The organism is Streptomyces sp. NPDC039609, from assembly GCF_055596705.1.
Window position 1 is genome coordinate 57,300 of sequence record NZ_JBVIUJ010000020.1, and the last position, 19,087, is coordinate 76,386.

Consider the following 19,087-nt stretch of genomic DNA (forward strand, 5'->3'; position numbering starts at 1 on the left):
GAACGGGAACGGTTGCGGCCGTTCCCGCCGGATGTCAGGGCACCGCGGCCGCCCGCCGGCAGCCGACCGTGACGACGTACGAGCCCGGCCCCCTCACCGACCGCGGCCGCGCCCTACTGCGCCGCCCGTTCCTGGAGGGTGGTCTGCCAGGCCGGAGGCTGCTCCTCCTGGTTCGTCTCCGCGCGGCGGCCGCCGCGGGCGAAGAAGTCGGCCAGCGGCAGGATCGCCGCGCCGACGGTGACGGCGTCCGGACCGAGGGTGCCGAGGTCGATGCGTACGTGCGCGGCCGGGTAGGAGAGGGAGTAGGAGGTGGCGTAGGCCCGTACGGAGTCCAGGAAGCGGGCGCCGAGTTGGAGGCCGGCCCAGCCGCCGACGAGGATGCGCTCGGGCTGGAAGAGGTTGATGAGGTCGGAGAACCCGGCGCCGAGGTACTCGGCGGTCTCCTCCAGGACGGCCAGGGCCGTGTCGTCGGCCTCCGGTACGGCACCGTCGGCTGCGGGTGCCGGGTAGGCGGCGGCGAGCATCGCGGTCAGCGCGGTCTCCTCGTCAGCGTCCGCGGGCGGGCGGCCGCCCGCTTCGGCCCAGCGCTGGAGCAGCGCCTCGGCCCCCGCGTACGCCTCCAGGCAGCCCTGGGCGCCGCAGCGGCAGCGGCGGCCCCGTACCCGTACGGTCAGATGGCCCCACTCCACGGCCCGGCCGGGTCTCATGTCGTCGGCGACGACACAGGCGCCGACACCCGAGCCGAAGAGGACCACGACCGCGTTTCGCGCGCCCCGGCCGGCTCCGAACCACATCTCCGCCTGGCCGAGCGTCTTGGCGCCGTTGTCGATGTAGTAGGGGACGGTGTCGGGCAGCAGTCGGGACTCACGCAGCAGTCGCTCCAGCGGTACGGCGTCCCACCCGATGGTCTGCCCGTGCACGACGGCGCCGTCGTCGCCGGTCCTGGCGACGATGCCCGGCACGCCGATGCCGACGCCGAGCAGGCGCTCCGCCGCGATACCGGCCCGCTCCAGAACCTCTGTGATGCCTTCTCGGAGATGACCGACGACGACCCCGACGTCATAGCGGTCGACCCGCCGTTCCCCCTTCGTCTCCAACGGCCGCTCGACCCGCGCGAGTTCGGTCAGGGCCAGGTCGAAGAGCTCGACCCGCACCCGGGTCTCGCCGACGTCCACCCCGATCATGTACCCGCTGTGCGGGCTGATGCGCAGCAGCGTGCGGGGGCGGCCGCCGGCGGAGTCGACGCTGCCCGCCTCCTCCACCAGGCCCTCGGTGACCAGTTCGGCCACGACGTTGCTCACGGAGCCCGAACTCAGGCCGGTGACCGGCCCGAGCGAGAAGCGGCTCAACGGCCCGTCGAAATACAACCGTTGCAACACCGCGGTGCGGTTCTCCCGCCGCAGGTCACGCACCGTACGGCCGCTGCGCACTGTCACCCTGCCCCCTCGTCGTCATGTGCTTGCAAGCAACATACCGCTGTCACGACTCTTGACGCGACCTTCGCTTGAGGTTTAACTCACATCCTAAATTAAGCCCTGAGGTCGTTCGGGAACTGAACGCGGGACCATGCGCCGTTCCCCCTCGCGGGCGATCCGCCACTCCACGAAAGGCCCCTGGAGTCATGCGCAGAACCCGAGCCGCAGCCGTCGGCGCCGTCACCCTCTCCCTCGTCCTCTCGGCGGCCGCCTGCGGCGGCGGCACCTCCGGCGGTGCCGGGTCCAACGAGAACCCCAAGACGCTCACCTACTGGGCGTCCAACCAGGGCGCCAGTATCGAGGTCGACAAGGAGGTCCTCCAGCCCGAACTCGACAAGTTCGAGAAGCAGACCGGGATCAAGGTGAAGCTGGAGGTCGTCCCCTGGAACGACCTGCTCAACCGCATCCTCACCGCCACGACCTCCGGCCAGGGCCCCGACGTCCTCAACATCGGCAACACCTGGAGCGCCTCCCTGCAGTCCAGCGGCGCCCTGCTCCCCTGGGACGCGAAGAACTTCGAGAAGATCGGCGGCAAGGACCGCTTCGTGGCGTCGGCGCTCGACTCCACCGGTGTCCAGGGCCAGGACCCTGCGGGCGTCCCCCTGTACTCCATGGCGTACGCCCTCTACTACAACAAGAAGATGTTCGCGGACGCGGGCATCGCCAAGCCGCCGGCCACCTGGGACGAGCTGGTCGCCACCGGCAAGAAGCTCAGCAAGGACGGCAAGTCCGCGATCGGCGTAGAAGGCTCCAACCTCGCGAACAACATCCACCAGGTCTTCGTCCTCGGCAAGCAGCACGGCGCGGACTTCTTCACCCCCGACGGCAAGGCCGACTTCACCTCCGACGGTGCCGTGGCCGCGGTCGAGCAGTACGTCGACCTGATGGCCGAGCACAAGATCGTCGCCCCGGGCAACGCCGAGTACGCGCAGAACCAGTCCCTCAGCGACTTCTCCAACGACAAGACCGCCATGGTGCTGTGGCAGACCGCCTCCGCCACCTTCGCCTCGCAGGGCATGAAGGAGGACGAGTGGGGTGTCGCGCCCGCTCCCGTGCAGTCCGGCGCTCCAGGACAGGGCAAGTCCACCAATTCCATGGTCGCCGGCATCAACATGGCCGTCTTCAAGAACACCAGGAACATCGACGGCGCCATGAAGTTCGTGAAGTTCATGACCGGTGACGAGGAGCAGAAGATCCTCAACAAGGCCTACGGATCGATACCGCCGGTCTCCTCCGCCCAGCAGGACCCTGCGTTCAACACCCCGGCCCTCGCCGTCCTGCGTGAAACCCTCGCCACCAGCGCCGCCGCGCTCCCCCAGGTGCCGGAGGAGTCGCAGTTCGAGACGGTCGTCGGCACCGCCGTCAAGGAGCTCTTCGCCGAGGCGGCCGCCGGCCGTGAGGTGACCACCGAGTCGGTGCGGGCCAAGCTCGAGAAGGCCCAGCAGCAGATGCCCAAGAAGTGAGCACGGACACCGACATGACGACCACCGCCATCGAACCGGCGGGACGGACCGCACCGAAGCTCACCCCCGGGAAGGCGCGCAGCCCGCGCCCTCCCGGGCGGCTCCGCCGCATCTCGCTGCCGTACCTGCTGCTGCTCCCCGCGCTCGTCCTCGAGATCCTGGTCCACCTGGTGCCGATGGTCATCGGCATCGTCATGAGCTTCAAGGAACTCACCCAGTTCTACATCCGGGACTGGGGCACCGCTCCGTGGGCCGGCTTCGACAACTACGCCCTCACCGTCGACTTCGACGCGCCGGTGGGCCAGGCGCTGCTGAACTCCTTCCTCACCACCTGCCTGTTCACGCTGCTCTCCGTCGGACTGTGCTGGCTGCTGGGCACCGCCGCCGCGATCTTCCTCCAGGAGACCTTCCGTGGCCGGGGCATCCTGCGGACGATCTTCCTCGTCCCCTACGCCCTGCCCGTCTACGCCGCCGTCATCACCTGGGCGTTCATGTTCCAACGGGACAACGGCCTGGTGAACCATGTACTGCACGACCAGCTCGGGCTCACCGACAGCCCGCCGTTCTGGCTGATCGGCGAGAACAGCTTCGTCACGCTGCTCGTCGTATCGGTGTGGAAGGGCTGGCCCTTCGCCTTCCTCATCATGATGGCCGGTCTGCAGAACATCCCCCGGGAGATCTACGAGGCCGCCGCCCTGGACGGCGCGGGCGTCTGGCAGCAGATCCGCCGGATCACGCTGCCCTCGCTGCGCCCGGTCAACCAGGTGCTCGTCCTCGTGCTCTTCCTGTGGACGTTCAACGACTTCAACACGCCGTTCGTGCTGTTCGGCAAGGCGGCCCCCGAGGCGGCCGACGTGATCTCGATCCACATCTACCAGTCGTCGTTCCAGACCTGGAACTTCGGCACGGGCGCGGCCATGTCGGTACTGCTGCTGCTCTTCCTGCTCGTCGTGACGGGCGTCTACCTCCTGGCCACCTCCCGCGGAAGGAAGACGGGCGATGCCTGAGACCACCGCACGCCGCGCGCCCCGCTCCCCCATGGCCCCGCCTCGGTCCTTCCTGTGGAGCAGGCGGATCTTTCTGACTCTCCTCACCGGATTCGTCCTGCTTCCGGTGTACGTCATGATCTCGAGCTCGCTGAAGCCGCTGCAGGACGTCTCGGGGAAGTTCCAGTGGATCCCCTCGGGGCTCACGATCCGGCCGTACGTCGACATCTGGGAGACGGTCCCGCTCGCCGACTACTTCATGAACTCGCTGATCGTGGCCGGTTCGGCGACCGTCTGCTCCGTCGTCATCGCAGTCTTCGCCGCCTACGCGGTGAGCCGGTACTCCTTCCGCGGCAAGCGGGTCTTCACGGTCACGGTGCTGTCGACCCAGATGTTCCCCGGCATCCTCTTCCTGCTGCCGCTGTTCCTCATCTACGTCAACATCGGCAACGCCACCGGGATCGCGCTGTTCGGCTCACGCGGCGGCCTCATCCTCACCTATCTCACCTTCTCCCTGCCGTTCTCGATCTGGATGCTCATCGGGTACTTCGACTCGGTGCCCCGCGATCTGGACGAGGCCGCCAAGGTCGACGGCTGCGGTCCGCTCGGCGCGCTCTTCCGGGTGATCGTGCCCGCCGCGATCCCCGGCATCGTCGCCGTCGCCGTCTACGCCTTCATGACCGCGTGGGCCGAGGTGCTGTTCGCCTCGGTGATGACCAACGACGCCACCCGCACCCTCGCGGTGGGCCTCCAGGGCTACTCGACCCAGAACGACGTGTACTGGAACCAGGTCATGGCCGCTTCCCTCGTCGTGAGCGTGCCCGTCGTGGCCGGCTTCCTCCTCCTTCAGCGCTATCTCGTCACCGGACTCACCGCCGGAGCGGTCAAGTAGTCCCCCTCCATCAGCACGCCTTGAGAGGATCTCCGTGTCCGAAGCGACCGACTCCCTGCCCACAGACCTCGCCGCCCTCCCCCGGGACTTCGTCTGGGGCACGGCCACCTCGGCCTACCAGATCGAGGGAGCCGTGGCGGAGGACGGCAGGTCCCCCTCCATCTGGGACACGTTCTCCCACACTCCCGGCAAGGTCGACAACGACGACCACGGCGACGAGGCCTGCGACCACTATCACCGGTGGTCCGAGGACATCGCCATCATGAAGCGGCTCGGCACCGACGCCTACCGGCTGTCGGTCGCCTGGCCGCGCGTCGTCCCCGGCGGCGACGGACCGGTCAACACCGCCGGCCTCGACTTCTACGACCGGCTCGTCGACGGGCTCCTCGGGGCCGGCATCACACCGTCGGTGACCCTCTACCACTGGGACCTTCCCCAGGTCCTCCAGGACCGGGGCGGCTGGACCTCGCGCGAGACCGCCGAGCACCTCGCCGCGTACGCCTCCGCCGTCGCCGGCCGGCTCGGGGACCGCGTCACCCAGTGGGCCACCCTCAACGAGCCGCTCTGCTCGGGGTGGATCGGCCACCTGGAGGGCCGGATGGCCCCCGGGCTGACCGATCTGACCGCCGCCGTCCGCGCCTCCTACCACCTCCTGCTGGGCCACGGTCTGGCCACTCAGGCCCTGCGCGCGGCCGCGCCCGGCGCGCAGATCGGTCTCGTCACCAACCACTCCACGGTCGAGGCCGCCTCCACCGGCCCCGAGGACATCGCGGCGGCCGTCCGGATGGACGGGCACACCAACCGCTGGTGGCTCGACCCCGTCTACGGGCGCGGCTTCCCGGTCGACATGCGCGAGCTGTACGGGGTCGAGCTGCCGGAACACCCCGGTGACCTGGAGACGATCGCCGCACCGCTCGACTGGCACGGCCTCAACTACTACTTCCCGGCGACCGTCGAGGACGACCCCACGGGTCCGGTCCCGTACGCCAAGGAAGTGCGTCTGCCCGAGGTACCGCGCACCGGCATGGACTGGCAGATCGACGCCGGAGGGCTCGAGGCGCTGCTGCTGCGGCTGACCGAGGACTACGGGGTACGGCGGCTCTACGTCACCGAGAACGGCTCCGCGTTCCCCGACGCCGTGGGGCCCGACGGCGCCGTGCACGACCCGGACCGGATCCGGTACCTGGAGCAGCACATCGCGGCCTGCGCCCGGGCCGTACGCAAGGGCGCACCGCTGGCGGGTTACTACGCCTGGTCCCTGCTGGACAACTTCGAGTGGGCCTACGGCTACGACAAGCGTTTCGGTCTCGTCCACGTCGACTACGCGACCCACGCCCGCACGATCAAGGCGAGCGGACACCGGTACGCGGAGATCATCCGGGCCCACCGGGAGGCGAGCGCGGGCAGCTGACCAGACGTACGGGAAAGGGCCCCGCCCGCCGGATCCGACCGGTGGGCGGGGCTTCTCCGTGCGCGGAGGTCAGGGGAACGAGACGATCGTGGACGGGATCGTCGCGGTCCCCGAGGTCGGTGAGCCGATGTCGTTGATGACGTGTTCGTACTGGCCGTTGCCGCCGAGTGAGACGACGAGCAGGCTGTGGAACCTCACCCCGGGCTTCACCGGGGCCGTGAATCCGTGGTCCTGGCGGATCGTCGGATCCACGTTGTAGTAGCAGTAGCTGCCCAGGCCCCAGCCTTCGTGGACGTCGACGGAGTCGTCGACGCGGTAGGCGGCGTAGCCCTTCGTCGTGCCGTTCTGGATGGCGGCCTGGTTGGGCGCGTCGTACGCCTTCTCGTTCTGGAAGAAGATCGTGCGGCCGCGCTCGCCGTACCACTCGACGTCGTACTTGTTGAAGTGCTCGACGAACAGGCCGGTGGCCAGGACGTCGTCGCCGTTGACGCGGACGCCGTAGTCGGCTCGGTTGGTCTCCCATCCCCAGCCCTCGCCGTGGTCGGCTCGCCAGACCCAGGTGTGGTCGACGATCGTGTCGTCGCTGTTGACGACCATGCTGGTGGTCGCCTTGCCGGCTCCCGCGCCACCGATGCGGATGTAGACGTCCTGAACGGTGGTGGGGTTGGCGGCGTGGTCGGCGGAGGCGCCCTGCGGGCCGATCTCCAGCAGCGTCGGGGAGTTGACCGGGCCCGCGTCGATCAGGAAGCCGGCGAGGCGGACGCCGTCGACGTCGGCGACCCGCATCGCGGTGACACCGTTGTCGGGGATGATCGTGGCGAGGCCGAGACCGAGCACGATGGTGCCCGCCCGGTCGACCTCGATGGTCCGGTCGACGTGGTAGACGCCCGGGGTGAAGAGCAGGTGCAAGCCCTGGGCGAGCGCGGCGTTGATGGTGGCCGCCGTGGCGCCCGGCTTGACGACGTAGAAGCGGTTGAGCGGGATCGACTCGCCCTGCGGGGTGCCGTTCGCCCAGCTGACGCCGCGGGCGTTGGTGCGCTTGGCGGGCGCGAAGACCTTGAGCTCGTTGCCGTCGAGGTGGAGGAAGGGCTTCTCGCGGGAGATCGGGGTGGTGTCGAGGGTGGTGTACGGCGGGTTGGGGAAGCTGGTCGCCGGGGCGCCCTCGACGCCGGAGAAGGTCATGTTCCACACACCGTTGGTCCAGCCGCCGACGGCGCTGTCCCGGGTGTACCACTGCTGCTGCGAGTAGGGCCCGACCGTGCCGTCGATCTTGCTGTCGGCGATGTAGCCGCCGCTGGCCCACCCGTACCCGCTCGGGGCGAGGTTGAGGCCGCCCTTGACGTGCATACGGCGGAAGGAGGCGGCCTGGGAGACGGCCCAGCGGTTGGTCCCGTTGACCGGGTTGAGCGCCAGGTTCTCCGCCGAGCGCCAGAAGTTCTGCGTCGCGTTGCCGTTGAACCACCCGGCGTCGACGGTCACGTCGCCGTTGAAGGTGGTGTCGTCGGGGCGCAGGCCGAGACCGGCGATCTGGGTGTAGAAGCCGATCTGGGCGTTGAGACCGTTGTAGGTGCCCGGCTTGAAGAGGAAGGCGTGCCTGCCGTTGCCGAACTGGGCCGACTCCTGCTGCTGGAAGACCTGGTCGAGCCTGGCCTGGATGCCGGGCGTGGACGGGTCCATGATGTGCACGTTCGGGCCGAGGTCACCGCCTCCGGGCAGCATCGGGCCGCCGTTCGTGGCGCCGTAGACCTGGAACTCCCAGAGGGAGTAGCCGTATGGGGTGGCCCGGATGAGGCCCTCCATCCGGACGTAGCGCGCCGTGCCCGAGACGGCGACGGTCTCGGTGCCGCCGGCACCGGTGGTCGTGGAGTGGGCCGTCGACCAGGTGGTGCCGTCGACGGAGGTCTCGATCCTGTAGGCGGTCGCGTACGCGGCCTCCCAGCGCAGCTCGACGCGCTCGACGGCCGCGGGCGCGCCGAGGTCGACCTGGAGCCACTGGGGATCGGAGAAGGCGCTGGACCAGCGCGTGTCGAGGTCGCCGTCGACGGCGCCGGCCGCGGCCGTCCCGCCGTTCTCCTGGCTGGAGGCGGTGACCGGCTTCCCCTGCGAGAGCAGCACCGGGGCGGCCTGGGCGGCGGGGGCCGGGAGGAGGGCGAGCAGCGCTGCGACGAGGGCGGTCACGACGGTGGCTGCGATGCCGCGGCGGGCTGCGGCGGGGCGTCGTCTGCGTGGCGGTGCCGCCACGGGTATGCCGACTGCGGGCATGAAGAGGTCTCCTCGTAAAGGGAGTTGGAAGAAACGAAGAAGGCGCGAGAGAGCGCTCTCCCGCACCTTGCCCGCCGGTCCGGCCGGGGTCAATGACTCCGGCCTCACTTTTCTTAGGTCTTTCATTAAGTCGGTGACGCTGCGGTGGTCCCGGGCCGGGGCGCCGCGAGGCGCCCCGGCGCGCTTCAGGGGTAACTCACCAGGTTGGCGACGTTGGTCGTGGAATTGGACGGTCCACCACGGTCGTTGATCACATGACGGATGGTCCCCGTACCGCCGAGGGAGACCGTGACCATGCTGCGGAAGCGGACGTTCGGGTGCTGCGGCGCCTCGAAGGCACGCTCCGCGACCACACCGGGATTGACGTTGAAGAAGCAGTAGCTCCCGAGCCCGTACGCCTGATGGCTGGTCACCGAGTCCGCGACCTTGTAGGCGCTGTAACCCTGCGTCGAACCGTTCATCCAAGCGGCCTGGTTGGGCGGGTCGTAGGGCATCTCGTTCTGGTAGAAGTACGTCCGGCCGCCGTTGCCGTTCCAGATGGTCTGGTGCTTCTGGTAGTGCTCGACGAAGAGGCCGTACATGGTCACGTCGTCGCCGTTGACGATCAGACCCGTGTCGGCCGTGTTGGTGTTCCAGCCGATGCCGGTGCCGTGGTCACCGCGCCAGATCCACATGTGGTCGCCGATGACGTGGTCGCTGTTGACGACGAGGCTCGTCGTGGCCTTGCCGACCGCCGCGCCGCCGACCCGGAAGTAGACGTCGTGCAGCGAGGTCGGGTTGGCCGCGTGGGACGCGGCTGATCCCGGCGGCCCGATCTCCACCAGGGTCGGGGAGTTGACCGTACCGGCATCGAAGAGGACGCCCGCGATCTTCACACCGTCCACGTCGGCCACGGTCATGGCCGTGACGCCGCCCTCGGGAATGAAGGTCGCCAGGCCGAGACCGAGCACGACGGTGTCGGGCCGGGTCACCTTCAGGGTCCGGTCGAGACGGTAGACGCCGGGGGTGACGAGCAGGTCCTTCCCCTCGGCCAGCGCGGCGTTGATCTGCGCGGCGGTCGCACCCGGCTTCACGATGTGGAACCGGTCGATCGGGAGCGAGGCCCCCGGGGCGCTGCCCGCGGCCCAGGTCGTGGCGGTCGAGTCGGCCCTCGCAGCGGGTACGAACACCCGGTAGGCGCCGGCGCCGTCCACGTACAGGAAGGGCTTCTCGCGGATCGTCGGCGTGCGCTCGACGGTCGTGTGGGGCGGGTTGGGGAAGGTGGTGCCCGGGACGCCCTGGCTGCCGACGAAGACCATGTTCCAGTTGGAGCCGGTCCAGCTGCCGAGCTGGGAGTTGCGGGTCAGCCACTGCTGCTGCGTGCCGGAGCGTACCTGCCCGTCGATCTTCGTGTCGGCCATGAACCCGCCGCTCGACCACCCGCCGTCGCTGAGCTCCAGATTGCCGCGCACATGCATCCGGCGGTACGAGGACGCCTGTGAGACGGCCCAGCGGTCGGTGCCGCCCGTCGGGTTCACCGAGAGGTTCTCGGCGCCCCGCCAGAAGTTGTGCGTGGCGTTCTGCGGCGGAAACCAGTCGGCCTCCACGTGGACGGCCCCGTTGATCGTCACCGCGTCCGGGGACTGGCCGAGGCCGAGGACCTGGGTGTAGAAGCCGACGTTGACATCGTTGTTGTAGGTGCCGGGCTTGAACAGCACCGCGTGGCGCTGCGGACCGAACTGGTTCGTCTCCTGCTGTCGGAAGATCGTGTCCAGCCGGCTCTGGATGGTGGCGGAAGGCATGGAAGGGTCGAACACGGCGACGTTCGGGCCGAGATCGACATCGCCGGGAGCAGTGCTCACGGGGGTCACCTGGAAGCGCTGGGCGGCCGTGCCGTTGCAGGTGTACTGCACCAGCTGGACGCCGTCCGCGGTCGAGGCGGCCGGCACGTCCAGGCACTTGCCGCTGTGCCGGTTCACGAAGCGGTACGCTCCCCCGCCCTCGTCCACGGCCTGCCACTGCTGGTTGTTCCCGCCACCGTACGTCCAGAGGTGGACGGCGGCGTTGTCGGCGGCGGACACGTCACTGACGTCGACGACCTGGGCCGTGTCGTTGCGGTTGGCGATCCGCACATGGCCGTCGGCCGTCGGTGTGATGGTCCACTGCTGCGCGGTCGTGCCGTTGCAGGCGTACTGCTGCACGGCGGTGCCGTTCACTGTGGCGGCCGCCCGCGCGTCGAGACACTTGCCGCTGCCGCTGTTGACGACGGTGACCCAGCCTGTCGGGGGCGCGGCCGCGACGCCGGCGACAGGGGCTGCCGTGGCTGCGGGGTGGGCGGCCGTCGCGGCGGGGTGGACGGCCAAAGTCGCGCAGACGGCGGCCGCGGCGCCGAGGAGCGCCGTCAGAGGACGGGTGCTACGGTGCCGGTGCCGTGGGGCGCCGTCGTCCCGGGAGAGGCCGGTCATCGGGTCACCGTCCACTTCTGGTTGGCGCCGCCGGTACAGGTCCAGATCTGCAGCCGGGTGCCGTTGGCGGAGCTGTTGCCGCTGGCGTCGAGGCACTTGCCCGCCTGGGGGTTCACGATGTCCCGGGCTGCGTTGGCGTCCCACCGCTGGGCCGCCGTTCCGTTGCACTCCCACAGCTGGACGACAGTGCCGTCCGCGGTGCCGCCGGAGGCGACGTCGAGGCACTTGCCGAGCGCCCGGATCGTTCCGTCCGTTCCGACGGTCCACCGCTGGGCGGCGGTCCCGTTGCAGTCGTACAACTGGACCGCCGTGCCGTTGGCCGTCCCGGCGGCGGCCACGTCGACGCATGTGCCCCCGATCCCGGTGATGGGGCCGCCGGTGGTGGGGTTGTCGGCCGTGGTGACGCGGACGTGGTCGACGACGAGCTGCTGGGGGAAGACGGTGGAGCCGTCGGGGTCGCCCGGCCAGTAGCCGCCGACCGCCAGGTTGAGTATCAGGAAGAACGGCTTGTCGAAGACCCAGCTCCGTCCGCCGAGATCGGCCGGGGTGCGCGTCTGGTAGACGGTGCCGTCGACCGACCAGGTGATCCTGCCGGGCGACCAGTCGACCGCGAAGGTGTGGAACGCGTCGGCGAAGGCCTGCCCGCCGGGGAGCGTGCACGCGGCACCGATGCCACCGGCGCCGGAGTATCCGGGGCCGTGGAGGGTGCCGTGGACGGTTGAGGGCTCGAAGCCGACGTTCTCCATGATGTCGATCTCACCCGAGTCGGGCCAGCCGACCTGGCCGAGGTCGTTCCCGAGCATCCAGAACGCGGGCCACATGCCCTGCCCGCGCGGGACCTTCATCCGGGCTTCCACGTGGCCGTACTGCGCGGTGTACTTGCCCGCGGTGTTCAGCCGGGCCGAGGTGTACTCGCATCGGCCGTACCAGCACTGGTAGTTGCCGGGGTTCTCCTTCCGCGCGGTGATGACCAGGTGCCCCTGGCCGTCGAGCGCGGCGTTGCGGTTGCCGGCCGTGTAGTACTGCCGCTCGTGGTTGTTGACGTTGTCGCCGGTCTCGACCTGCCACCGGGATCCGTCCACCGCGGAGCCCGCGGGCCCGTCGAAGTCGTCGGAGAAGGTGACGGCGGCCGCCTCGGCGGCGGGCCTGAGCGCGGTGCGCTGGTCGGAGGCTGCGGACAGGCCCGGCGCGGGACCGGAGAGACCGAGGCCGAGCGCCGCGAGGACGAGGGCCGTCACGGCGGAGGACAGCAGGCGCCGTGGCGAGCGGGAGGAGTGCATGACTCTCTCTTCCGTCGGGTGTGGGGGACGCACTGAAAGTCATGCCCATGACACTCAGCGGCAACGGGCGGAGCGCCTCGACGGCGCGGGACGCCGGATCGCTTTGTTGCACCCATGATTTAAGGAGTGAACTAAGACGTGCGTCAAGGGTTTTGGTATGGACCTGTGCCGCATCGGTGAACTCGGGCCGCTCAGGCGTCACGGATCCGCGGTTGCGGCGGCCCGCCGGAAAGGGGCTTTGCATGAGCTCCGATCTCCGAGCTCAGATCTCGGTCGGGTCTCGCCGCCCTAGGCCGTGCATCGAAACTGGATCTTGGGCTGTGAATGATCACGGTTCATGGGTCGGGGAGATCTCACGGACGAGCAGTGGGCGGCGCTGGAGCAGCTGTTGCCGAAGGGCACCAGGGTGGGACGGCCGCCTGTCCGGCCTCAGCGAAAGTTGATCGACGGCATACGGTTCCGGGTCCGGACCGGTGTTCCATGGCGGGATGTCCCGGTCGAATACGGACCGTGGAACCGGGTCTATGACCTGTTCCGCCGAGGGCAGCGGAACGGCACCTGGCACCGGATCCTCAACCGTCTCCAGTCCCTGGCCGACGCGAGGGGTGCGATCACGTGGGACCTGAGCGTCGACTCCACAGTGTGCCGCGCCCGCCACGCGTCCGCCCCGATCGGGTCCGCGCGGACAAGGCCTACGCCTCCCGCAAAAACCGCGCCTACTTGCGCCGCCGCGGGATTCCGTTGCACCACCCCAGACAAGGCCGACCAGGCCCGCAACCGCCGGAAGCTCGGCTCCCGCGGCGGCCGGCCGCCGCATTTCGACCCGGCCGACTACCGCAGGCGCCACGCGGTCGAGTGCGGGATCAACCGTCTCAAGCGCCACCGTGCTGTCGCCACGAGGTACGACAACTCGCTGTCCGCTACGAAGCGACCGTGCTGGTCGCAGCCATCAACGAGTGGCTGTGACCAGCACTCTTGTCCCGTGATAGCAAAGGTTGAGCGAAGACCGTCACGGTCCCTGCATCGAATCGAGGTCCAGGATCATGTCCAACGACCGCACCCCGTCGGCCCCGGTGAAGGAACCGGCCTCCTGGAAGCCGTTCTTCTGGTAGAAGCGAATGGCGCGTGGGTTGTCGACGAGAACGCCGCCCAACAAGATGATTCTCTTCCTGCCGAAGCGGCGCGCGACGTCCGTCACGAGTGGGAAGACTTGCGTTCCCACCCCTCTCCCCTGGTAGTCGTCAGCCAGTGTGGGACCGAAGCGGCAATCGGTGGCTGCAAGGCGGATGTCGGCCTCGCGATAGCGCGCGATGTCCTCGGTGTGGAGATCGAAACTGAACTCAAGTAGGCCGACGATTCTGCCAGATGGCACTTCCTCAAGCACAAGCCGGAGCTTGTCGAAGCGCGCGATCGCGTCGCACAGCTCCGACGCAGTTGCGAGGTCGTACCCATCGAACGTACTCAGCCGCCTCGATTCAACTGACAAATCCCCCAAAAAGCCCGACAGGCGCTCTGCATCGGCGTGTACGAGAGGGCGGAACACCACGTCCGAACAGTCATTCAACGTCAGGCGACTTGTCAGAATCGACGGGTCGTCGGCGACCTCCGTCAACGCAAGCATCCCAGCACCCCCACTAGCTCAGATCCGGTGGCATGAACCTATTGGTGATCAATCTTCGGGGCAACGATCAAGCGAGCTGTGATGGCATGGGTCGACTTTCACAACAGGCCCTGGAGGCGGGAAGCGGGCCCTCGGCACCCAGAGACGGGAAGCGGATTGCCGGTGGCGCAATGGCTTCGCCCGCCAAGGACGGGAGCTGGCGCCGTGGGCCCGCCGGGCCTGTCCGACGTACGGGCCGCCCGGCACGTCGGGCCCGCCCGGTACGTCGAAACCGACGGGAGCCACCGGCGTCACGGCGGCGGATCCTGCGGGAGCCACGGGGCGACCGGTCCGCCGGATCCGATGGCACGGACGAGCAAGGGGCGGATCCTCTGGAGCCTCGCCGCTTCACCCGACGGCGGGTTCCGCGAACTGTCCGCCGCCGTCAACGACATCAAAGCCGCCCATGCCGTTCCGGACACCACGGATATGGGACACAGGCGGCTACTGGGCGGCGAGTTCGGCGTTCGCCCTGGCGGTGACGTGGGCGAGCGCGCGGGCCGCGATCTCGCGTTCGGTCGCCGGGAGGTCTCCGTACAGGCGCTCGGACAGCCCGGCCACAGCGGCCCTGAACTCTCCCTGGAGGCTCACGCCCTTGTCGGTGACGGACATTCGGGGGCCGTCGATCAGACCGGCATCGGCGAGTTCGTCGAGCAAGGCGAGTGCTTCCGGCCCACCGATCTTGAGCGTCGCGGTCACACGGTCGACGGCACCGGCGCGGTCGAGCCCGTCGGAGACGGCGTTGAGCGCCACGGACTGGTGGAAGGTCAGGCCCGAGGCGGCGAGGAGCCGGTCCCGCACGGCGGCGATCGCGTGGTACGCAATGCCGATCGTCTGGCCGTCGAGGAGGGCGGCAGGGGAGGTGGCGGTGGACGTCATGATGTCAATCTCCTTGCGAGTGAGGCATGTTGGATCTCCAAACGCCAACCGGAGACCACTCCGGTTGACTTGCCGTAACCCTAAGTGGAGAGCTCTCCGATTAGCAAGAGTCAACCGGAGAAGCCTCCGCTACGTCCGCTACGCTGCTCCGCATGACCGCCCCCAACGAGCGCGCCGACGCCGCCCGTAATCGCCTCCGCATCCTCGACGCCGCTCGGCACCTGCTCGCGACGGACGGCTTCGCCGATCTGTCCCTGGACGCGGTGGCCAAGGAGGCCGGAGTCGGGGTCGGCACGGTCTATCGGCGCTTTCACAACCGGCCGGGGCTCGTCTACGCGCTGATCGAGGACAACGAGACGCGCTTCCAGGAGGCCTTCACGCGGTATTGCGAGGATGAGGCCCCGTCGGCACATGACCGGCTGCGCACCTTTCTGCACGGCATGGCCGACCTCGTGGACGACAACCGGGAGTTGCTGCTTCTTGCGGAGGCGAGCGCGCCGGCAGGGCGTTATCGCAGCACCCCCTTTCGCCGGCACCACGAGCAGATCGTCGGCATGGTCACCGAACTCGCGCCCGGCGCGGACGTCCCCTACCTGGCGGATCTGCTCCTCATGGCGTACACGCCGGGCCTGTTCGACCATCAGCGCACCGAGCGCGGCTGGGACGTGGCCCGCATCAAGCGCGGTCTCGATGCGCTGATCACCGGCATCGGGGCCGCCGAGAGCGCCGATCAGCCGTCGTCGTAGCCGGCCGGAGGCATCGACGAGCGGGGTCCCGGCCGGCCGCCCCGCCCACGTGACGAGCGGCGCCCCCGGGGCCGGCCGGCCCCATCACCCAAGGCCTTGGAACCCGTCCAGCCGCTGGTCAGTGCGCCACCCCAACAGGCCTCGCACGGTGCGATGTCAGTGGTCGCCACTAGGTTCTTACATGTCCCGCCGTTCAGGCGTGGGCCTTCCCTTACCCTTCCCATGCCCTGAGGAGATCTGCGTTGTCCCACTGGGAGACTTCGAGTCTGACGCGGGTGCTGCAGCCCGCTCGCCCACGGAAGCTGGCCAAGGTTCCGTTCGTGGAGCTGGCCGACGGGCGCCTGCAGGGTGTGGTGTCCAGCGGATCGGACATCGCCCGGGTCTACGTTTCATCGGTCGCGGTCGGCGACTACGCCTTCTCGTGCAGCACCAACAACAACCGGCCCTGCGGCGGCGCTCGGGGCTCCTTCTGCAACCACATCCGCGCCCTCATCGGTGAGGCGGTGCTGCAGTACGGGGCGGAGCGCGTCGCCCGGTACCTGAAGGTCGAAACGGCCGACGAGCAGCTGAACGCGGCGGGCGTCACCAGCGCCATGTCCGCCACCCGCCCTTCGGCCGCGGCCGGCGGAACCGCGGCAGCCGCACCGGTGTTCAGCCGGTTCCTGCGGCATCTGTCCTACCTCGAACTCCAGCCGTCGACCGATCCGTTGCCCGAGATGCAGTGGTTCCCGCCCACCCGAGAGGTGGCCTGATGCATGCCGACCTGCTCACCGAGCCGGTTCCCGGCCTCGAGGAGGCACTCGCCGCCGTCGACGGCTTCGACGCCCTTCTCACCGACGGGCTCCTGCGGCCCCGGCCCGCTCAGGCCGGTGATCTGATCGCGTTCGCCCATGCCGTCGCGGGCACCCCGCTGGCCACCCGAGTCGGCGAGGCTGCGGAGAAGGCCACGGCGGGCGCCGCCGGGGAAGAGCACTTCCTCGCCCTCGCCGCCGCCCGCGTCGCCCTCTTCGGCTCCGTCCACGACGCGCTCGTCGAGCGGGTGCACGCGGCAACGGGCCGGGCGAGCGCCGATGACGCGCCCCGGCCGGCGCCCAGCGGCGAGCCGGTCAACGTGCTGGCCGCCGCCCGGTCATGGCTGTGCGACCTCGCGCGCACCGGTTGGCGGGGACTGGACCACGAGATCGTGTCCGGGGCGGCCCCCGTCGTCTCGGCGATGCTGCCGGACCCGGCTTTGCGCCGCCTGGCTGTCCTGCTCGACGGCTTCGCCACCGAGCTTGCGGCCAGCTGCCCCGGTGCCGCGCTCGAGCGGATCCCGGAGCGCCGCTGGGCGGACCTGTGGTCGCGCGCTCTGCTGCTGACACTGCCCGGATCGGCCGAGGCGGCGACCACCGACACGGTGACCGGTCGTCTCCTCCCTCTCGGCGTCGATCTGCACGAGCACGCCACGGCCGTACAGGCGCAGGTCCACGCCGTGCTGGAGCCGGCCGACGGCGGCACCGCCCGACTGGTGCGGGCCTCCGTCTCGGCGCCGAAGCCGGACACCGTCGTCGGTGCGGGCCTGTGGCAACTCCTCCGCCCGCACATGTCGCTTCTGGCCGCTGTCGGCGAGGGCGGGACGATGGATCTGGTCGGGATGCCCGTCACGGCCGAGGGTGACCTGATCTGGGACGACACCCTGGCCCGCGCGGGCGAGCCGGCCGATCCCTTCGTCACCGCGCGGGTCGTCCTTCCGACGGCGGCCGACGCCGTCCCCGCTCCCCTGGACCGGCACCCCGCCCGGATCGCGACCCCGGTGTTCCTCGAGGGTTACGTCACGTCCCCGGACGACGACGTGCTGACGTTCACCGTCGCCGGACATCCGCTCACCGTCGACACCGACCGCATCCCGGCCGCCGGCCCTCTCACCCCGGAGAACGTCGCCGCGTCCCGGGCGTGCATCGGCCTCCTGCGCTGGGACGCCGGAGCGTTCCGCGTACAGCCTCTCGCGGTCGAGACGACCGTGCGGAAGAAGACCCTGGCGATCCACGCCGGATCCTGGGCCGGAGGAACCACCGACAAGGCAGGCGTCAAGGCGGAGAAGGCCGCCACCGACGCCGTGGCCGTGCTGCGTGAGCGAGCGGGAAGGCTGTTGCGCGCATGACCGACCCCACTCCCGAGACCCCGCGGGCCGACGCGGACGAGAACCGGCGCCAGGTGCTGTACTGGCGACTGCTGGCCCGTCTCTTCGACCCGGAGGAGCAGCCCGGTCTGGAATCCGCGAGCCTCGCCGTAGTCGAGGACATCGGGCTGCCGCCGGGCCTGCTTGATCCGCAGGCCTCCGTCGACTCCGTCGTGCAGCGCCACCCCGAACTGGCAGACGAGTTCGACGGGCTGATGGTGCCCCAGGACGGCGACGAACCGCGCGACCGAGCGGCCGAGGTACGCCGCGCGGCATTGCTGTCGAAGGTCCTGCTCAACGTGTTCGCTTCCCCGTCCGGATCCGTCAGCGCCGGGCAGCTCGCCGGCTGGCAGTCCGACGCGGGATGGCTGGAGCGTGCCCTCGGGTGCCGGCCCGGTGACCTCCGCGGGGGTCGCGCCGGAGCAGGAGCGGGCGGGCGCGGCGTCAGCCCGTACGGCACGGGCGGGCGCCGCGGTACGCCGGACCTGAGCCGGCTGATTCCGCAGATCGGGCCGGAGCTCGGCGCCATCGAGGCGGACCTCGTCAAGCGGATGCACCTTCGAGAGGTGCTCGCCGATCCGAAGCTCGCGTCCCGGCTCACGCCCAGCATGTCGCTGATCGAGCAGCTGCTGCGGGACAAGAACAACCTCTCCGGGGTGGCGCTCGCGAACGCCAAGGCGCTGATCCGACGGTTCGTCGACGACGTCGCCGAGGTGCTGCGTACGCAGGTGGAGAAGGCTTCCGTCGGGGAACTGGACCGCTCGGTCCCACCCAAGCGGGTCTTCCGAAACCTGGACGTGAACCGGACGATCTGGAAGAACCTGACCAACTGGAGCCCGGAGGAGGAGCAGTTGTACGTCGACCGCCTCTACTACCGGCACACCGCTCGAAAGACGACGCCCCAGCGGCTGATCGTGGTCGTGGACCAGTCGGGCTCGATGGTCGACTCGATGGTGAACTGCACCATCCTCGCCTCGATCTTCGCCGGGCTGCCGAAGGTGGACGTCCACCTCATCGCCTACGACACGCAGGCCCTCGACCTCACTCCCTGGGTGCACGACCCCTTCGAGACCCTTCTGCGAACCCAGCTGGGCGGCGGCACCGACGGCACTGTCGCCATGGCGCTCGCCCAGCCGAAGATCGCCGAGCCCCGGAACACCGTCGTGGTGTGGATCTCGGACTTCTACGAATGGCGCAGTGAGGAACTCTTCGCCTCCATGGCGGCCGTGCATCGCTCCGGCGCCAAGTTCATCCCGGTCGGTTCGGTGACCAGCGCCGGACGAGGAAGCGTCAACCCGTGGTTCCGCGAGCGCTTCAAGGACCAGGGCACCCCCGTGCTCTCCGGCCACATCCGCAAGCTCGTCCACGAGCTGAAGACCTTCCTCACCTGACCACTCCTTCCTGCGCCGCCGGACGACGGCGGCGCGCCCC

General features: G+C 69.5%; 14 protein-coding genes and 1 pseudogene. 9 read left to right on the forward strand and 6 right to left on the reverse strand.

Features of this window, described 5'->3' with window-relative positions:
* Positions 1 to 113: 113 nt before the first annotated feature.
* Positions 114 to 1,436: an ROK family protein gene (locus ACZ561_RS37825; RefSeq protein WP_471004293.1), complete on the reverse strand. Its 1,323-nt coding sequence runs from the start codon at positions 1,434 to 1,436 to the stop codon at positions 114 to 116.
* 185 nt (positions 1,437 to 1,621) lie between these two features.
* Between ACZ561_RS37825 and ACZ561_RS37830 the strand changes: the two genes are divergently transcribed.
* The 4 genes from ACZ561_RS37830 to ACZ561_RS37845 are packed head-to-tail and all read left to right on the forward strand — an operon-like array spanning position 1,622 to position 6,227.
* Complete coding sequence (locus ACZ561_RS37830) at positions 1,622 to 2,938, forward strand: ABC transporter substrate-binding protein (protein WP_471004295.1); 1,317 nt, start codon at positions 1,622 to 1,624, stop codon at positions 2,936 to 2,938.
* 14 nt (positions 2,939 to 2,952) lie between these two features.
* Positions 2,953 to 3,945 carry a carbohydrate ABC transporter permease gene (locus tag ACZ561_RS37835; protein WP_471004297.1) on the forward strand — a complete coding sequence of 331 codons (993 nt, stop codon included), beginning with the start codon at positions 2,953 to 2,955 and terminating at the stop codon, positions 3,943 to 3,945.
* 31 nt (positions 3,946 to 3,976) lie between these two features.
* A complete protein-coding gene (locus ACZ561_RS37840; protein WP_471004370.1) occupies positions 3,977 to 4,816 on the forward strand; it encodes a carbohydrate ABC transporter permease in 840 nt (279 codons plus the stop codon).
* A 34-nt stretch (positions 4,817 to 4,850) separates the two neighbouring features.
* Positions 4,851 to 6,227, forward strand: coding sequence for a GH1 family beta-glucosidase (locus tag ACZ561_RS37845; protein ID WP_471004299.1), 1,377 nt, complete (start codon positions 4,851 to 4,853; stop codon positions 6,225 to 6,227).
* A 69-nt stretch (positions 6,228 to 6,296) separates the two neighbouring features.
* On the opposite strand, the gene ACZ561_RS37850 is transcribed toward ACZ561_RS37845, so the two are convergent.
* The 3 genes from ACZ561_RS37850 to ACZ561_RS37860 all read right to left on the reverse strand — a co-directional run bounded on the left by ACZ561_RS37850 (position 6,297) and on the right by ACZ561_RS37860 (position 12,213).
* A complete protein-coding gene (locus ACZ561_RS37850) occupies positions 6,297 to 8,489 on the reverse strand; it encodes a discoidin domain-containing protein (RefSeq protein WP_471004301.1) in 2,193 nt (730 codons plus the stop codon).
* 185 nt (positions 8,490 to 8,674) lie between these two features.
* Positions 8,675 to 10,933: an RICIN domain-containing protein gene (locus tag ACZ561_RS37855; RefSeq protein WP_471004303.1), complete on the reverse strand. Its 2,259-nt coding sequence runs from the start codon at positions 10,931 to 10,933 to the stop codon at positions 8,675 to 8,677.
* Positions 10,930 to 12,213: an RICIN domain-containing protein gene (locus ACZ561_RS37860; protein ID WP_471004305.1), complete on the reverse strand. Its 1,284-nt coding sequence runs from the start codon at positions 12,211 to 12,213 to the stop codon at positions 10,930 to 10,932. Before ACZ561_RS37860 ends, ACZ561_RS37855 begins: the two co-directional genes overlap by 4 nt.
* A 337-nt stretch (positions 12,214 to 12,550) precedes the next feature.
* On the opposite strand from ACZ561_RS37860, the pseudogene ACZ561_RS37865 reads away from it, so the two are divergent.
* Positions 12,551 to 13,179 (forward strand): annotated as a pseudogene (locus ACZ561_RS37865) (transposase).
* Positions 13,180 to 13,222: 43 nt separating this feature from the next.
* On the opposite strand, the gene ACZ561_RS37870 reads toward ACZ561_RS37865, so the two are convergent.
* Both ACZ561_RS37870 and ACZ561_RS37875 read right to left on the reverse strand, forming a co-directional pair.
* Positions 13,223 to 13,834, reverse strand: coding sequence for a GNAT family N-acetyltransferase (locus ACZ561_RS37870; RefSeq protein WP_471004307.1), 612 nt, complete (start codon positions 13,832 to 13,834; stop codon positions 13,223 to 13,225).
* 483 nt (positions 13,835 to 14,317) lie between these two features.
* Complete coding sequence (locus tag ACZ561_RS37875) at positions 14,318 to 14,752, reverse strand: hypothetical protein (protein WP_471004309.1); 435 nt, start codon at positions 14,750 to 14,752, stop codon at positions 14,318 to 14,320.
* 152 nt (positions 14,753 to 14,904) lie between these two features.
* On the opposite strand from ACZ561_RS37875, the gene ACZ561_RS37880 reads away from it, so the two are divergent.
* The 4 genes from ACZ561_RS37880 to ACZ561_RS37895 all read left to right on the forward strand — a co-directional run bounded on the left by ACZ561_RS37880 (position 14,905) and on the right by ACZ561_RS37895 (position 19,047).
* Positions 14,905 to 15,498: a TetR/AcrR family transcriptional regulator gene (locus tag ACZ561_RS37880; protein WP_471004311.1), complete on the forward strand. Its 594-nt coding sequence runs from the start codon at positions 14,905 to 14,907 to the stop codon at positions 15,496 to 15,498.
* A gap of 266 nt (positions 15,499 to 15,764) precedes the next feature.
* The gene (locus tag ACZ561_RS37885) at positions 15,765 to 16,250 is read left to right on the forward strand and encodes a hypothetical protein (protein ID WP_471004372.1); all 486 of its coding nucleotides are present in this window, start codon (positions 15,765 to 15,767) and stop codon (positions 16,248 to 16,250) included.
* Entirely contained in the window at positions 16,250 to 17,638 is a 1,389-nt protein-coding gene (locus ACZ561_RS37890; RefSeq protein WP_471004313.1) for a hypothetical protein, read from the forward strand. Before ACZ561_RS37885 ends, ACZ561_RS37890 begins: the two co-directional genes overlap by 1 nt.
* Complete coding sequence (locus ACZ561_RS37895) at positions 17,635 to 19,047, forward strand: vWA domain-containing protein (protein WP_471004315.1); 1,413 nt, start codon at positions 17,635 to 17,637, stop codon at positions 19,045 to 19,047. Before ACZ561_RS37890 ends, ACZ561_RS37895 begins: the two co-directional genes overlap by 4 nt.
* The last annotated feature ends 40 nt before the right edge of the window (positions 19,048 to 19,087 follow it).

Coding starts and splice junctions, on each gene's coding strand:
- ACZ561_RS37840 (WP_471004370.1), top strand. CDS start 3,977: ATGGCCCCGCCTCGGTCCTTCCTGTGGAGCAGGCGGATCTTTCTGACT.
- ACZ561_RS37830 (WP_471004295.1), top strand. CDS start 1,622: ATGCGCAGAACCCGAGCCGCAGCCGTCGGCGCCGTCACCCTCTCCCTC.
- ACZ561_RS37895 (WP_471004315.1), top strand. CDS start 17,635: ATGACCGACCCCACTCCCGAGACCCCGCGGGCCGACGCGGACGAGAAC.
- ACZ561_RS37860 (WP_471004305.1), bottom strand. CDS start 12,213: ATGCACTCCTCCCGCTCGCCACGGCGCCTGCTGTCCTCCGCCGTGACG.
- ACZ561_RS37890 (WP_471004313.1), top strand. CDS start 16,250: ATGCATGCCGACCTGCTCACCGAGCCGGTTCCCGGCCTCGAGGAGGCA.
- ACZ561_RS37850 (WP_471004301.1), bottom strand. CDS start 8,489: ATGCCCGCAGTCGGCATACCCGTGGCGGCACCGCCACGCAGACGACGC.
- ACZ561_RS37875 (WP_471004309.1), bottom strand. CDS start 14,752: ATGACGTCCACCGCCACCTCCCCTGCCGCCCTCCTCGACGGCCAGACG.
- ACZ561_RS37880 (WP_471004311.1), top strand. CDS start 14,905: ATGACCGCCCCCAACGAGCGCGCCGACGCCGCCCGTAATCGCCTCCGC.
- ACZ561_RS37870 (WP_471004307.1), bottom strand. CDS start 13,834: ATGCTTGCGTTGACGGAGGTCGCCGACGACCCGTCGATTCTGACAAGT.
- ACZ561_RS37855 (WP_471004303.1), bottom strand. CDS start 10,933: ATGACCGGCCTCTCCCGGGACGACGGCGCCCCACGGCACCGGCACCGT.
- ACZ561_RS37835 (WP_471004297.1), top strand. CDS start 2,953: ATGACGACCACCGCCATCGAACCGGCGGGACGGACCGCACCGAAGCTC.